Below are 12,734 nucleotides of genomic sequence, written 5' to 3'. Positions count from 1 at the left end.
TGAAATCATCCCGGGAGCATAATACAATCTCCTATGTCTGCCCGGTTTTTTCATCTACAGCTTGATCGCGAGTTTGACGTTGAAGGTCCGTGTGGTCAGGTAATTCGGGATGGCTTTCTGGTTTTCCTCATACAGGTCGCGTACCCAGGTATTGGTAATCGCGTTCTGGTTGTTGAACATGTTGAAGATCTCGAATCCAAGCGACAGATCCCGGAACTTCTTGAGCCAGTGCCCCTCGGGACGTTTGTCGTTCCTTTCGGTAAACACATACGAAAAGCCCACGTCGGCGCGGCGGTAATCGCGCAGGCGCAACTGGTAATCGTACGGGTCGGCATAAGAAGGCGAACCGCCCGGCAAACCAGTGTTGTACACGAGATTGAGGTAAATCTTGACATTTGGTATTTTCGGCATATAGTCCTGGAACAAAATCCCAAACTTAAGACGTTGGTCCGTCGGTCGGGCGATGTACCCACGGTCGTTGATGTTTTCCTCGGTCTTGAGGTAACCGAAACTGAACCACGATTCGGTGCCCGGAACGAATTCGCCGTTGAGCCTCATGTCGAGTCCTTGCGCAAAAGCCTTGGCGTTGTTGTTGGCGGCATATCGGATGCGGACGTTGTCCAACGTATACGGATTGACATCGGTCAGCGATTTGTAATAGGCTTCGGTCACCATCTTGAACGGACGTTTCCACAACTTGAAACTGTAGTCGTTGCTCAACACGATGTGGAAGGACGACTGCGCCTTGACCTCGGGATGCACCACCCCATCGGCGTCGCGGAGCTCACGGTAAAACGGCGGCTGGTAATACAAACCACCCGAGAGACGAAAGACCATGTCTTTTTCCCATTCGGGTTTGATGGCGAATTGCGCGCGCGGGCTGAACACGACCTGGCTTTTGCTGCCGGATTGGGCATCGACCGACCATTGGTGCGCACGAACCCCTGCATTGTACCACACTTCACTGCTGCCCAAACGGTCCTTCAAACTCCATTGCGCATAACCTGAAAAGCGGTTGATCTTGACAAAATTTTTGGCCCTGACGTTTTGGTACGGTGCCAATGGCCCTGTATCAGGCTCGTAAGGCTGCTCACCCGGAAACTGCAAAATCGGCTCGTTGAGCGAGAATCCCGCCGAATCGACGACTTCCCATTCTACAATCCGGTCGCGAATGTCTTCGCGTGTGTATTTGAACCCCCATTCGATCTGGTGTCTTTTCTTAATGTCGTGCGATCCCTTAAGCTCGACATTGACAATTACCGCATCGAGGTCGTTTCGCGCATGGTTCAATTGCGAACCCACGGCACGCGTGTACTTGACATCGCCAAAAGTATCCGATCCCAAATTGGTATCGACTTCACCGATTGAATAAGCCGCAAAAATGTCAAAATATTCCTGCTCCAAGGTATGATAGGCCGAACCGATCAATTTGAGCGTAAAATTCTCATTGACTTTATAGGTCGTCTTGAGCGCGGCAAAATAGGTTTCATATTTGTCTTTTTCCTCCCCGTCATACAACACCTGCAATACGCGCGGATCCTGCAAGGTCCCGAAAGTCGTTTGTCTGGAAAGCGGTTCGTATTCGTATCGGTTCATCGAAATATTGCCCAAAAGGCTAAACTCCCATTTGGTATTGGGCGTAAAAGTGATGTTCGATTGCAAATCGCCAAAGGTCGGATGGAAATTGCTTTCGGTGTCCTGGCTGTCGACCAAAAGACTGTTGTCGCGGTAACGGATTCCGGTAATTGCGGCCCATTTCTGGTCTTTGGAAACCGCATCGACGGTCAATCCGCCGCCGAGGAAACTCGCATCGAGCGCCGCACCGAATTTCGTTGGACGTCGATAAGTAATGTCCAACACCGAAGACAATTTGTCGCCGTATTTGGCCTGAAAACCACCCGCCGAGAAATCGACATTCTGCACCATATCGGTATTGGTAAAGCTCAATCCTTCCTGCTGGCCCGAACGGATCAGGAACGGACGGTAAATCTCGATTTCATTGACATACACGAGGTTTTCGTCATAATTTCCCCCACGCACCGAATAGGCAGTACTGAGTTCGTTGTTGCTCGAAACGCCCGGCAACGACTTGAGTACGTTTTCAATCCCGGCATTGGCTCCCGGAATTTTGCGGATCACTTCGGGTTCGATGTTGACAATTCCCTGCACGCGTTTGCGGTTGTTGACAACAGTCACCTCGCCGATGCTTTCGGCTGTACTGTTCATCACGATGTGCAATTCGTAATCCTCGTTGTTCTTGATCTGTATCGAAACGGTTACTTTTTTCAAGGTCGCATGCGTAAAGACAAGGTTCATCTGCTGGTTGGCCGGTACCGTCAATTCGTAATAACCGGTGGCGTCGGTGGTGGTCGAAAGTGAGCCGGCAGTCACGTTGACATCGCTGACCGCAATCTGGTTCTCATCGAGGATGACCCCTTTGACGCGACCCGTCTGCGCATAATTTATAAATCCGATAAAGAAAAAAAGCAGTAAGAATTGAATTTTCGTTCCCAAGAGTATCGTTTATTTTTGTTGACTTCTAAAAAAATGTGTTTCAAAGATAGCAGAATTTCCCACATTATCGGTCACTACTACTTTTAAATGGTTTTCGCCTTCGTTGAGCAACGCATTGTCGAAAATATGGCGGATGCGCTTGGCCTTGTGCTCGTACTCAAACAACACCCATTGGCCGTTCAAATAACCATTATAGCTCTTGATTCCCGACATCTCGTCGCTGATTGTCAAATCGATTTTGTCTTGCTTGGTGATCCATTTGCCTTCGATGGGCTTGGCGATGGCAATGCGTGGCGGCGTAACATCCTGGGCCAAGGTGAATCCGCCGAGATTTTTGGTCCAGGTCGTAAAAATGCCGTCCTTGAATTTGGTCGAATTGTACGTCAATCGCTTTCCTGAAACCGAAGCGACAAACGTTTTCTCGGGATTGGTTATTGCCGCATCCTTGATACTGACCTGGAAATTCGTGTGTACGGGCGTGAAATCGTCCTGGACGGTCATCGTTTTGCCGTCGACGCTAAAGTTGAGCGCAAAATCCTCATAAAAAGTTCCGGCCGGAAAAAACACCGACATGCCGTCTTTCTCAAAATTGGAGTCTTTGTCGTGGCGCACAAAATAAGGCGCCGTAACCGTTTCTTTGGGAATCGTCGCGGGAGCCGCCGTAAAATCGATCGGTACCAAGACCGAAGTCTTGTTGTCGTAAAAATCGGAAACCTCGATTTTGTACAATTGCGAAATGTTGGGTTGCAGATGCAAGATGCCACGCTGGGCATCGGTTCGGATGATGCTCAGTGGAAATGGTGTCGTCTGGAACAACTTCTGTACGCGCTGTTGCGATCGTTTGTACCTCGGAAAATCGATCAGGGCATTGATGTATCGGCCTTCATCAAACGCAAACGTATCGAATTGGTAGCCAAAAGACGGATTGCCGTTCAAGAAAGTCTGCACCTTGAAAATCCCGTTGTTGTTCCACGATACATCGTCCTGGTCGCCGCTGATGATGCCAAAACCCAACGCACCCGAAGCCACCGCTTTTTCGGCGAGATAAGTTCCATCGGGTTGCAGCGAAAGCCCTAGAATAATGGGACGCGCCGACTGGTTCACGCTGCTGCTGTCCCCGAGTGGATACGCGAACAGGCTCGTGATGAACGGTTTGCGGGTGTCTTTCAAATCAAAACCAAAATAGAGCGGGTTGATGATTTTTTCGGATTTCGTATGACGGAATTCGAAATGCAGGTGCGGCCCGTCGGAACCGCCGGTATTGCCCGAAAGCGCAATCGTATCGCCTTTGGCCACGACCAATTCGCCGGGTTTGGGGAACACTTCGATTTCGTAGGATTGTTGTTTGTATTGTTCGGCGCGGATGTATTCCTCGATCTTTCCATAGCCTTTTTGCAAATGCCCGTAAAGCGTGGTGTAACCGTTTGGATGGTCGATGTAAATCGCCTTGCCGTAGCCATAACTCGAAATTTTGATGCGCGACACATAGCCATCGCCTGCGGCGTGCACGACCAAACCTTCTTTCTGCTGCGTACGGAAATCGAAACCCGCATGGAAGTGGTTGTTGCGCAATTCGCCGAAATTCCCGGACAGTTGCATCGGGATGTCCAATGGCGGACGGAAATCGGCTTTGGGATAGTCGGTCGTTTGGGCAAAAATCGGCGTGTACAGTAAAATCAGGAGTAGAAATCTCATGGTTGGTTTGGTTTTATTTGATTCAAATCGATGAATGGCTAAGTTAAAAAATAAGGGGTAAAAACCACTGCAGATTTTCTGTATTTCTTTTACCGTGATAACGCATTATCGCTCAAAAGATTATCGGAAAACAGGTACAAAATTTAAAATTTCAAAAAAAACATTGGTATAATTCATCAGGAATATTAACTTTGTTCGGATTAGTAATGAACACCGCGAGGATGAGTGAAATCGTAGAAATTATTGATACTCTTGAAAGCCGGCTCCGGAAACTATTGGAAAAAATAGATCATCTCGAGCAGACATCGGTACAACTGAACCGGGAGTTACAAAATGCGACGAACACCATACAACAGCAATCGAACGAGATCGATGAACTGAAAAAGAAGTATGAAACACTCCGAGTTGCGAATTCATTGCTTGGCAGCGAAGAAAATAAACGAGATACAAAGCTCAAGATAAATGCACTGATTCGTGAAATCGACTACTGCATAGCCCAGCTTGCAGATTAACATATGGACGAAAAGCTCAAAATCAAACTGTCAATCGCCGACCGAGTTTACCCGCTGACGGTAGAAATGTCGCAGGAAGAAGGTCTTCGGAGCGCTTCCAAAAAGATTGACCAGATGATCAAGCAGTTCGAGGAAAACTACGCTGTTCGTGACAAACAGGATGTTTTGGCCATGTGTGCGTTGCAGTTTGCTTCCCAGTTGGAGCAAAGGCAACTCGACCATTCGATTGACGGAAAAGAAACCATAGAAAGACTCGGCAAAATCAATGATTTGCTGGTAAAATATCTCGATAAGTAATATTACGTTCTTACACATCGACTAAAAATACTGCCTACATTAGTTATATTTTGGTAAACTCAACACTAACAATTTAGAATGAGCAAATCGTCGCTACTAAAGCATGCTGCCCCGAGCAGAAACTTGAACAGCGAGTTAGCTCAAAACTTGTCTTTACGAGTTTATACATTCAACTGATGTAGGCTTTTTTTATATACCTAACCCTAACTTTAACAATGGAAATACTAATCATAATTATCGCAGCAATCGGCGGAATCGCGGCAGGTTTCGGGATTGCGAAGTTCATGGAGAAGAACAACGTCTCCAACCTGATCAAAAACGCCAAGAAAGATGCCGCGTCGATCATCAAGGACGCCAACCTCGAGGCCGAAAATATCAAGAAAGATAAAATCCTGCAGGCCAAGGAAAAATTCATCGAGCTCAAGGCCGAGCACGAGCAAGTCATCCTGGCACGCGACAAAAAAGTAGCCGAGGTCGAGAAACGCATCCGCGACAAGGAGTCGCAGGTGTCGAACGAATTGTCGAAGGCCAAGAAAGTCAACGACGATTACGAAAACAAGACCAAGGAATACGAATCGAAAATCGAAATCCTCGACCGCAAACGCGAGGAAGTCGAAAAAATGCACAAGAGCCAGCTCAATCAACTCGAAGTGATTTCGGGCTTGTCGGCCGAAGAAGCGAAAGAACAACTCGTCGAAGGACTCAAGGCCGAAGCGCGCACCAAGGCCATGTCGCACATCCAGGACACGATCGAGGAAGCCAAACTGACTGCGCAGCAGGAAGCCAAAAAAATCATCATCAACACAATCCAACGGGTCGGAACCGAAGAAGCCGTAGAAAACTGCGTATCGGTATTCAACATCGAATCGGATGATGTCAAAGGTAGAATCATCGGTCGCGAAGGAAGAAACATCCGCGCGCTCGAAGCCGCTACCGGTGTAGAAATCATCGTAGACGACACTCCGGAAGCGATCATCCTGTCTTGCTTCGATCCGGTACGTCGTGAAATCGCGCGTTTGTCGTTGCACAAGCTCGTCACCGATGGCCGCATCCACCCGGCGCGTATCGAGGAAGTCGTAGCCAAAACGGCGAAACAAATCGACGACGAGATCATCGAAGTCGGTAAACGTACCGTCATCGACCTCGGCATCCACGGATTGCACCCAGAATTGATCAAGGTCGTAGGCCGTATGAAATACCGTTCGTCTTACGGACAAAACCTATTGCAGCACTCGCGCGAAGTATCGAAATTGTGCGGTATCATGGCTGCCGAACTCGGACTCAACGTCAAGCTCGCCAAACGTGCCGGACTCTTGCACGATATCGGAAAGGTGCCGGATACCGAAAGCGATTTGCCGCACGCACTCTTGGGTATGCAATGGGCCGAGAAATACGGCGAGAAGGAAGAAGTGTGCAACGCGATCGGGGCGCACCACGACGAGATCGAAATGAAGTCGTTGCTTTCGCCGATCATTCAGGTGTGTGATGCGATTTCAGGTGCCAGACCGGGCGCACGTCGTCAGGTGTTGGATTCGTACATCCAACGTCTCAAAGATCTCGAAGATGTGGCGTACGGATTCAGCGGCGTCAAAAACGCTTATGCAATCCAGGCCGGACGTGAATTGCGTGTGATTGTCGAAAGCGAAAAAGTAACCGACGACAATGCGGCGAGCCTGTCGTTCGAAATCTCGCAGAAAATCCAAACCGAGATGACTTATCCGGGACAGGTGAAAGTGACGGTGATCCGTGAAACAAGAGCGGTAAACATCGCGAAATAAAAAATTAGCCACGAATGCACGAATTTTTCAACAGGTTGAGAAAAAATAATTCGTGCATTCGTGGCTTTCAAAAACCCAGCGCCATCAGGCGCTTTTTTTATGGCTTGTCGCGACCGGCAAACTTTTCTTTCCCAAGTAGGAAATTGATTGCTTTTGCTACATTTTCGCCGACTTTCTCCTCGGTTTTGAGGTGCGCGATGTACCGTACGATTTCTTTGCTTCTCGAAGGCGGCAGTTGATCGAACACTGCTTTCGCTTCGGGATTTTGAGCCAACGCCTTTTTTAAAACGGGATGCATTTCGATTGTTCTTTCGATAGGATCAAACGCGACGGTCACTTCAATCTGCTCCCCGATTCTTTGCGGCGATTTCTCCAGCATGATGGTATTGATGTACAAGCGCCATTGTCCCGCATATTTCACCAACGTTTGCAAATAGGGCTTTTGGTTGACCATTCCACAAATCGGGATTGGGCCTTTGTCTTTTTTCGCGTCCTTGAAAATCAACTCTAAGATTTCATCGGGCACCGACACATAAGGATTGATGCCGATGATGGCTAGGATTGCTGAAAATTCATATGGTTTCTTCATGTTTTATATTTTGGAAGAACTTGATTTGTTCAGGTGTGCGTTAGCGATGGAAGCGGTATCCTTTTGCTGAGCATACGAAGCAAAAGATAAAGCGGACAGCGCGGGCCGCAGGCAACGCCCTCATTTATCACTTCCGCGGATGAAACGTGTTTACGATCTGCGTCAAATGCTTGCGGTCGAGGTGCACATAAATCTCGGTCGTCGTAATCGATTCGTGGCCGAGCATCAATTGGATCGATCGCAAATCGGCGCCGTTCTCGAGCAAATGTGTCGCAAACGAATGCCGGAACGTATGCGGGCTGATCGTTTTGTTCAAATTGATTTTGACCGCCAAATCCTTGATGATCGTAAACACCATAGCGCGAGTCAATTGACTGCCCCGGCGGTTGAGAAACAAGGTATCTTCGTGTCCCTTTTTGATGGACAGGTGCGAACGGATGACGTTTTTGTAAATCTCGATGAATTTTTGTGTCGTGTTGCCGATCGGGACGAAGCGTTGCTTGTTGCCTTTTCCGGTTACCTTGACAAAACCTTCGTCGAAAAACAGATCGGAAATCCTGAGCGCGACGAGTTCGGACACGCGTAGGCCGCAGCCGTACAGGGTTTCGAGCATAGCGCGGTTGCGTTCGCCTTCGGGCAGGCTCAAATCGATGGCGGCAATCAATTTGTCGATTTCCTCGACCGACAAGGTATCGGGTAATTTGCGGCCAATCTTGGGCGTTTCGATCAACTCAAGCGGATTGTCGTTGCGGTAATCCTCAAAAATAAGCCAGGAAAAAAAACTCTTGAGTCCCGAAATGATCCTGGCCTGCGAACGCGCGTTGAGCTCGCGGGAGACTTGGTAAATGAATTGCTGCAGCGTTTCTTCGGTAATTTTTACTGGCGAAACTTCGATTCCATGCTCGGCCAAATAATCCTGCAATTTAAGTACGTCAAAAGCGTAATTTTCTATGGTATTGTCAGACAACCCACGTTCAATCTTGAGGTACGACTGATAACTTTTGAGATAGGAATTCCAATTCATGTCTGCAAAATACGCAATTTAAAGGCATAAAAAAACACCCCGGAGGGATGTTCTTTCCTATTGCAATTCTTGTTTTTGTTTTAGAATTTGTAACCGAATGACACCTGGAACACTTGGTTCTTCGCATCGGCCTTCTTGTCGCCCGGCTCCGGTTGCATGTCGTCGATGTTGGTCAATCCCAAAGTATAGCGGCCACTCACGAACATGTTGTTCTTGAAGTTGTAGGTCGCCCCGAGGTTGAGTCCGAAATCGATCGGCTTGACATCGTCCTTGGCATTTCTGGTGTGCGACTCGGTACGGTCGTTCCAGAATGTCGTTTCCATTTTGTATTCGGCATCGAGCAAAACCCCGATCTGCGGTCCGAAATCGATACTCAATGGATCGATCACATAATATTTAGCCATGATTGGAATGTGGAGGTACAACAAGTTGGCTTGGTACTGTACATTGTCGATGGCACCTTCGCCGTACCAGAAATCATCGTATTCGTGGTTCCACTCGGCACCGATGTACGACACCAACAATTCAGGTTGGACGGCAAACTTCTTGAATTTGAATTCGGCAAAACCACCGAGGTGTCCGGCGAACTTCGCTTCAGCGTCGTCAACGTTTCCGCTAAATGTAGAAGCGCCTACACCGCCTTTAACTCCAAACTTAATTTCTTGTGCGTTAGACACACCAAATGCTACTACTGCAAGCGCAGCAAAAAAGATTTTTTTCATTGTAAAATGATTTAGTTCCGCTGCGCTTTGATCTAATCTGCCGAATGTCCACTGGACATTCTCCTCTTAATATCAAATGCCTCGGGTTTGATTAATGATTGCCCCAGTAGACGCCGATATTTTTAAAACGTTACACAATTCTCAGTAAAAATTTTAAAAAAATAAAAAACGCCCTGAAATAGAGCGTTTTAAAAGTCCAATTTTATTTATTCTTTAAAATCGGTAGCCAAACGAAAGCTGGAATACATTGTTGGTCACTTTCGAACGGTAACGCACTGAATTGCCTGGCCCTGGGCCATCGACATAATAATAGTAATCGCCATCATTGATTCCGGACAATCCGACAGAGAAACGGCCTTCGAGGAAAATATTCTTGTTGAAATAATAAGCCGCCCCAAAGTTGAATGCCGCTTCGGCGGTTTTGTAACTGCCTTTCACGTTTTGCTTGCGCTCGAGGGCAAATACCTGTCCGTTGTCGTTTTCATAAACCGAGAAATCGTCTTTGGCACCGACCAGAATACCCAATTGCGGTCCCGCCTCGAGTGCCAGATTAGGAATGACGTAAAACTTCGCCATCACCGGGAAATTGAGGTACGTCAGGTGCAATTTGCTTTCTTCGCGGTAGACATAATCGGGTCCGCTTTCGGAATATTCGCTTTTGGCGCCTTGCAACGACAACAAGATTTCGGGTTGGATCGCAAAGCGGTTGGTCAATTTGATTTCGACCAGGCCACCGAAGTGCGCGCCAATCTTGGGATCGGCGTTGTCGATGTCACCCGAAAGCGTTGATACATTGAGTCCGCCCTTGAGGCCGAAGCTCACATCCTTGATACTGGGTTTGGATTTTTGCGCGTAAGTCAAACCAAACGCGAATACTGCCAGGGCAGTCAGAAAAACTTTCTTCATGATTAATTGTTTAGGTTGCTACAAACCTAGCCCAAATGTTAAAAGAAAGCTTTACATATAATGTGGTTTATCTTATACATTAAAACAGAAACGCGGATTGTTACAGAAATGAATCTGCGACAATCCGTGCATCTGAATCGTTATGAATTTAGAATTTGAATCCGCCATAGATACCTATGACACTGCTCCTTACATCAAAGTCCATGTCCTCGGAAATGCTCAAGACGCCCATGGTATAGCGCAAACCGGTGAAAATACCATTCGAGAAATCATAGCCGAATCCGGCGTTGATCCCAAAATCGGTTGAATCGTAATAGTGCTTTACATCGCGTTTCTGGGTAGCCTTGTTGGTGTTTTTGTATTCGGTTTCGGCCGATAATAGAATCCCGGCCTGCGGGCCCGCTTCTATACTGAATCCTTTGAAGGCGTAAAAACGTGCCATAATCAAAAGATTCAGGTAATCCATACGGGTTTTGCTGTCGTATGTCAGTTCGCCGCTTCCAAACTTAAGACCTCCGTCCGTTTGGGTACCTTGTCTGGAATATTGGATTTCGGGCTGCAGCGCAAAACGCCCGAATTTGATTTCAGCCACGCCACCCACATGGTATCCGATCAGCATTTTGTTATCGTCTGAGGCATCTCCGCCAACCAACGTGGAAATATTGAGCCCTGCCTTGGGGCCAAATTTAAATTGCTGTGCCTGCGAGACACCAAATACGGCCAAGGCCGCGAGTGCAAAAAAGTTTTTTTTCATATGATTGTTTGTTTAGGTTGCCATAAAAATAAAAAAAAAACATCCCGGTCGGCAAACCGGGATGCTACCCAAAAATTATTAACTACAAAACTATTTAAAATCGATATCCCACGCCCGCGTTGATGTTGCTGCCGAGGTAGCCGCTGATTCCGATATCGGCCCTGGCCTCTACATAGAAATTTTCCATGACGTCGTAGGTTGCACCCAAGTTGAAACTCGGTGAAAACTGGTCCTCGTCCCCATCGACTGCATAGTTGAGTGCCGGACCGGCCAATGCGTAAAATTTGTCGAAGAACGAATACTTGACCATTACCGGAACGCCGAGCGCGATGTAACCAGAATCTCCGGGAACTACCGTAATATTGAATTCGGGCTGGATGCGGAATTTATCGACGAGCTCGAGATCGAGTGTCGCACCGGCATAAACCCCTACATTGGATTCGTTGGAATCATAGGCGCCATTGCCCCAGTAGTAATATCCATCGTAAATTCCTTCATTGTCATCCTTGTGGAGTTTGTAGCCGTCGTATGCCGATGCCAAGATTCCTCCCCTGACGCCAAATTGAATATCCTGTGCGTTGGAAATAAAAAAGGCAAAAAAGCCCAACGCTGTTAATAAGATTTTTTTCATGCTGATTTGGATTAAAAATTACGTCTATCAAATTTAACTTTATTAACAACGGCGGTACTTTCAGAATATTTTGTCTTATCAACAACTTTATCAACACGAATTTTAAATATTGTTAACAAAGCATTAAATCGATTTTTAATCACGTCTTTATAAGGTACTTTTGAAAAATCTAAAACCAAAAAAAAACCATTATTATGAAGCATATTTTTTTAGCCCTCGCCCTTTTCGGCAGCGTCCTATGTGCCCAGGCACAATTGAAGTTCGGGATCAAGGCCGGTCCCAATTTTTCTGATGTCGATGGCAACATCGCCCCCGACACCAAGATGCGCACCAGTTTCCATTTTGGCGCCCTAGCCGAACTCAAGCTTCCCGGTCGTTTTGCACTCCAACCCGAATTGCTCTATTCTTCGCAGGGGGCCGAAGTGGAAAGCGCCGCTTTTAAAGACATCCAATACGACTACATCACGGTGCCGGTCATGCTCAAATACTACCTCATTCCTGACTTGTTCAACATCGAACTCGGGCCGCAGTTCTCGTTCCTGATCAATGACAACCAGGATTTCGATGTAGAAGATTCGTCTACCTTTGATTTTGCCGCCCTTGGTGGCGTAGGGGTCGATCTGGGCCAACACTTTTTTGTACAGGGCCGCTATGTGCTGGGCTTGACTGATGCATCCTCGAATGCCGACATCAAGAACCGCGTGATCCAGTTGTCGCTCGGCTACAAATTTTAAAACGCTTTGACTGCTTGAAACCGTTCCTTTGCGAATGGTTTCTTTTTTTTGGAAAATGGCCAACTTGTACAATTTTCCGATACTTTGCCAATAGTTTTACTATTTTTACGCGAATAACCCGCTTCAAAAATGCATCAACCAGCCATGAAAATCATCATTATCAACGGACCAAACCTGAACCTTTTGGGCAAACGCGAACCGGAAGTTTATGGCAACCAGTCTTTTGAGGATTATTTTGGCGGATTGCAGACGCGGTTTCCGCAGGTGGATCTCGAATACTACCAAAGCAATATCGAAGGCGAGTTGATCGACAAGATCCAGCAAACGGGTTTCAGCTACGACGGCATCATCCTCAATGCGGCCGCCTACACCCATACCTCGGTTGGGATTGGCGATGCGGTCAAGGCCATTGCCAGTCCTGTCATCGAAGTGCACATTTCCAATACTTTTTCGCGCGAAAGTTTCCGCCACCAATCATTCATTTCGCCCAGCGCCAAAGGAATTATCATTGGCTTCGGACTCCAAAGTTACGAATTGGCCTTGCGCCATTTCCTTCAATAATACCAGCCATAACCACC

At 47.3% G+C, this 12,734-nt stretch carries 13 protein-coding genes and 1 other RNA gene; 6 read left to right on the top strand and 8 right to left on the bottom strand.

Going from position 1 to position 12,734, the window contains the following annotated elements; all coding sequences use genetic code 11:
- Positions 1–54 precede the first annotated feature (54 nt).
- Positions 55–2,514: a carboxypeptidase-like regulatory domain-containing protein gene (locus QM717_RS04520; RefSeq protein ID WP_415035279.1), complete on the bottom strand. Its 2,460-nt coding sequence runs from the start codon at positions 2,512–2,514 to the stop codon at positions 55–57.
- Between the two features lie 9 nt (positions 2,515–2,523).
- Positions 2,524–4,209 (bottom strand): M23 family metallopeptidase, encoded by a 1,686-nt coding sequence (locus QM717_RS04515; protein ID WP_415035277.1) that lies wholly within the window; start codon positions 4,207–4,209, stop codon positions 2,524–2,526.
- A gap of 221 nt (positions 4,210–4,430) precedes the next feature.
- On the opposite strand from QM717_RS04515, the gene QM717_RS04510 reads away from it, so the two are divergent.
- The 4 genes from QM717_RS04510 to rny all read left to right on the top strand — a co-directional run bounded on the left by QM717_RS04510 (position 4,431) and on the right by rny (position 6,796).
- Positions 4,431–4,721 carry a hypothetical protein gene (locus tag QM717_RS04510; protein WP_415035275.1) on the top strand — a complete coding sequence of 97 codons (291 nt, stop codon included), beginning with the start codon at positions 4,431–4,433 and terminating at the stop codon, positions 4,719–4,721.
- A gap of 3 nt (positions 4,722–4,724) precedes the next feature.
- On the top strand, positions 4,725–5,018 hold the full coding sequence (locus QM717_RS04505) for a cell division protein ZapA (protein ID WP_415035273.1): 294 nt from the start codon (positions 4,725–4,727) through the stop codon (positions 5,016–5,018).
- 57 nt (positions 5,019–5,075) lie between these two features.
- Positions 5,076–5,181, top strand: a non-coding RNA gene (gene ssrS, locus QM717_RS04500) — 6S RNA.
- 52 nt (positions 5,182–5,233) lie between these two features.
- A complete protein-coding gene (gene rny, locus QM717_RS04495) occupies positions 5,234–6,796 on the top strand; it encodes a ribonuclease Y (RefSeq protein ID WP_415035271.1) in 1,563 nt (520 codons plus the stop codon).
- Positions 6,797–6,893: 97 nt separating this feature from the next.
- Here rny and QM717_RS04490 read toward each other — a convergent pair whose 3' ends face one another.
- The 6 genes from QM717_RS04490 to QM717_RS04465 all read right to left on the bottom strand — a co-directional run bounded on the left by QM717_RS04490 (position 6,894) and on the right by QM717_RS04465 (position 11,422).
- Complete coding sequence (locus QM717_RS04490) at positions 6,894–7,385, bottom strand: YdeI/OmpD-associated family protein (RefSeq protein WP_415035269.1); 492 nt, start codon at positions 7,383–7,385, stop codon at positions 6,894–6,896.
- A gap of 127 nt (positions 7,386–7,512) precedes the next feature.
- Positions 7,513–8,409, bottom strand: coding sequence for a site-specific tyrosine recombinase XerD (gene xerD / locus QM717_RS04485; protein WP_415035267.1), 897 nt, complete (start codon positions 8,407–8,409; stop codon positions 7,513–7,515).
- A gap of 80 nt (positions 8,410–8,489) precedes the next feature.
- Positions 8,490–9,131, bottom strand: coding sequence for a porin family protein (locus QM717_RS04480; protein WP_415035265.1), 642 nt, complete (start codon positions 9,129–9,131; stop codon positions 8,490–8,492).
- A gap of 213 nt (positions 9,132–9,344) precedes the next feature.
- Positions 9,345–10,037 (bottom strand): porin family protein, encoded by a 693-nt coding sequence (locus QM717_RS04475; RefSeq protein ID WP_415035263.1) that lies wholly within the window; start codon positions 10,035–10,037, stop codon positions 9,345–9,347.
- Between the two features lie 148 nt (positions 10,038–10,185).
- Positions 10,186–10,791 (bottom strand): porin family protein, encoded by a 606-nt coding sequence (locus QM717_RS04470; protein WP_415035261.1) that lies wholly within the window; start codon positions 10,789–10,791, stop codon positions 10,186–10,188.
- Positions 10,792–10,885: 94 nt separating this feature from the next.
- On the bottom strand, positions 10,886–11,422 hold the full coding sequence (locus tag QM717_RS04465; RefSeq protein ID WP_415035259.1) for an outer membrane beta-barrel protein: 537 nt from the start codon (positions 11,420–11,422) through the stop codon (positions 10,886–10,888).
- Positions 11,423–11,616: 194 nt separating this feature from the next.
- Between QM717_RS04465 and QM717_RS04460 the strand changes: the two genes are divergently transcribed.
- Both QM717_RS04460 and aroQ read left to right on the top strand, forming a co-directional pair.
- Complete coding sequence (locus QM717_RS04460) at positions 11,617–12,156, top strand: porin family protein (RefSeq protein WP_415035257.1); 540 nt, start codon at positions 11,617–11,619, stop codon at positions 12,154–12,156.
- 144 nt (positions 12,157–12,300) lie between these two features.
- Complete coding sequence (gene aroQ / locus QM717_RS04455; protein WP_415035255.1) at positions 12,301–12,717, top strand: type II 3-dehydroquinate dehydratase; 417 nt, start codon at positions 12,301–12,303, stop codon at positions 12,715–12,717.
- The last annotated feature ends 17 nt before the right edge of the window (positions 12,718–12,734 follow it).

Origin of the sequence: Flavobacterium sp. (assembly GCF_047602195.1) — a bacterium.
Lineage (GTDB): Bacteria > Bacteroidota > Bacteroidia > Flavobacteriales > Flavobacteriaceae > Flavobacterium.
Note: the sequence above shows the minus strand (reverse complement) of the source record. Positions and strands in the feature narration are given on the sequence as shown.

What these genes read in the sequence shown, in the direction of transcription:
- QM717_RS04465 (WP_415035259.1), bottom strand. Translation starts at nt 11,422, where the DNA reads ATGAAAAAAATCTTATTAACAGCGTTGGGCTTTTTTGCCTTTTTTATT.
- xerD (WP_415035267.1), bottom strand. Translation starts at nt 8,409, where the DNA reads ATGAATTGGAATTCCTATCTCAAAAGTTATCAGTCGTACCTCAAGATT.
- QM717_RS04460 (WP_415035257.1), top strand. Translation starts at nt 11,617, where the DNA reads ATGAAGCATATTTTTTTAGCCCTCGCCCTTTTCGGCAGCGTCCTATGT.
- aroQ (WP_415035255.1), top strand. Translation starts at nt 12,301, where the DNA reads ATGAAAATCATCATTATCAACGGACCAAACCTGAACCTTTTGGGCAAA.
- QM717_RS04480 (WP_415035265.1), bottom strand. Translation starts at nt 9,131, where the DNA reads ATGAAAAAAATCTTTTTTGCTGCGCTTGCAGTAGTAGCATTTGGTGTG.
- QM717_RS04515 (WP_415035277.1), bottom strand. Translation starts at nt 4,209, where the DNA reads ATGAGATTTCTACTCCTGATTTTACTGTACACGCCGATTTTTGCCCAA.
- QM717_RS04470 (WP_415035261.1), bottom strand. Translation starts at nt 10,791, where the DNA reads ATGAAAAAAAACTTTTTTGCACTCGCGGCCTTGGCCGTATTTGGTGTC.
- rny (WP_415035271.1), top strand. Translation starts at nt 5,234, where the DNA reads ATGGAAATACTAATCATAATTATCGCAGCAATCGGCGGAATCGCGGCA.
- QM717_RS04475 (WP_415035263.1), bottom strand. Translation starts at nt 10,037, where the DNA reads ATGAAGAAAGTTTTTCTGACTGCCCTGGCAGTATTCGCGTTTGGTTTG.
- QM717_RS04505 (WP_415035273.1), top strand. Translation starts at nt 4,725, where the DNA reads ATGGACGAAAAGCTCAAAATCAAACTGTCAATCGCCGACCGAGTTTAC.
- QM717_RS04490 (WP_415035269.1), bottom strand. Translation starts at nt 7,385, where the DNA reads ATGAAGAAACCATATGAATTTTCAGCAATCCTAGCCATCATCGGCATC.
- QM717_RS04510 (WP_415035275.1), top strand. Translation starts at nt 4,431, where the DNA reads ATGAGTGAAATCGTAGAAATTATTGATACTCTTGAAAGCCGGCTCCGG.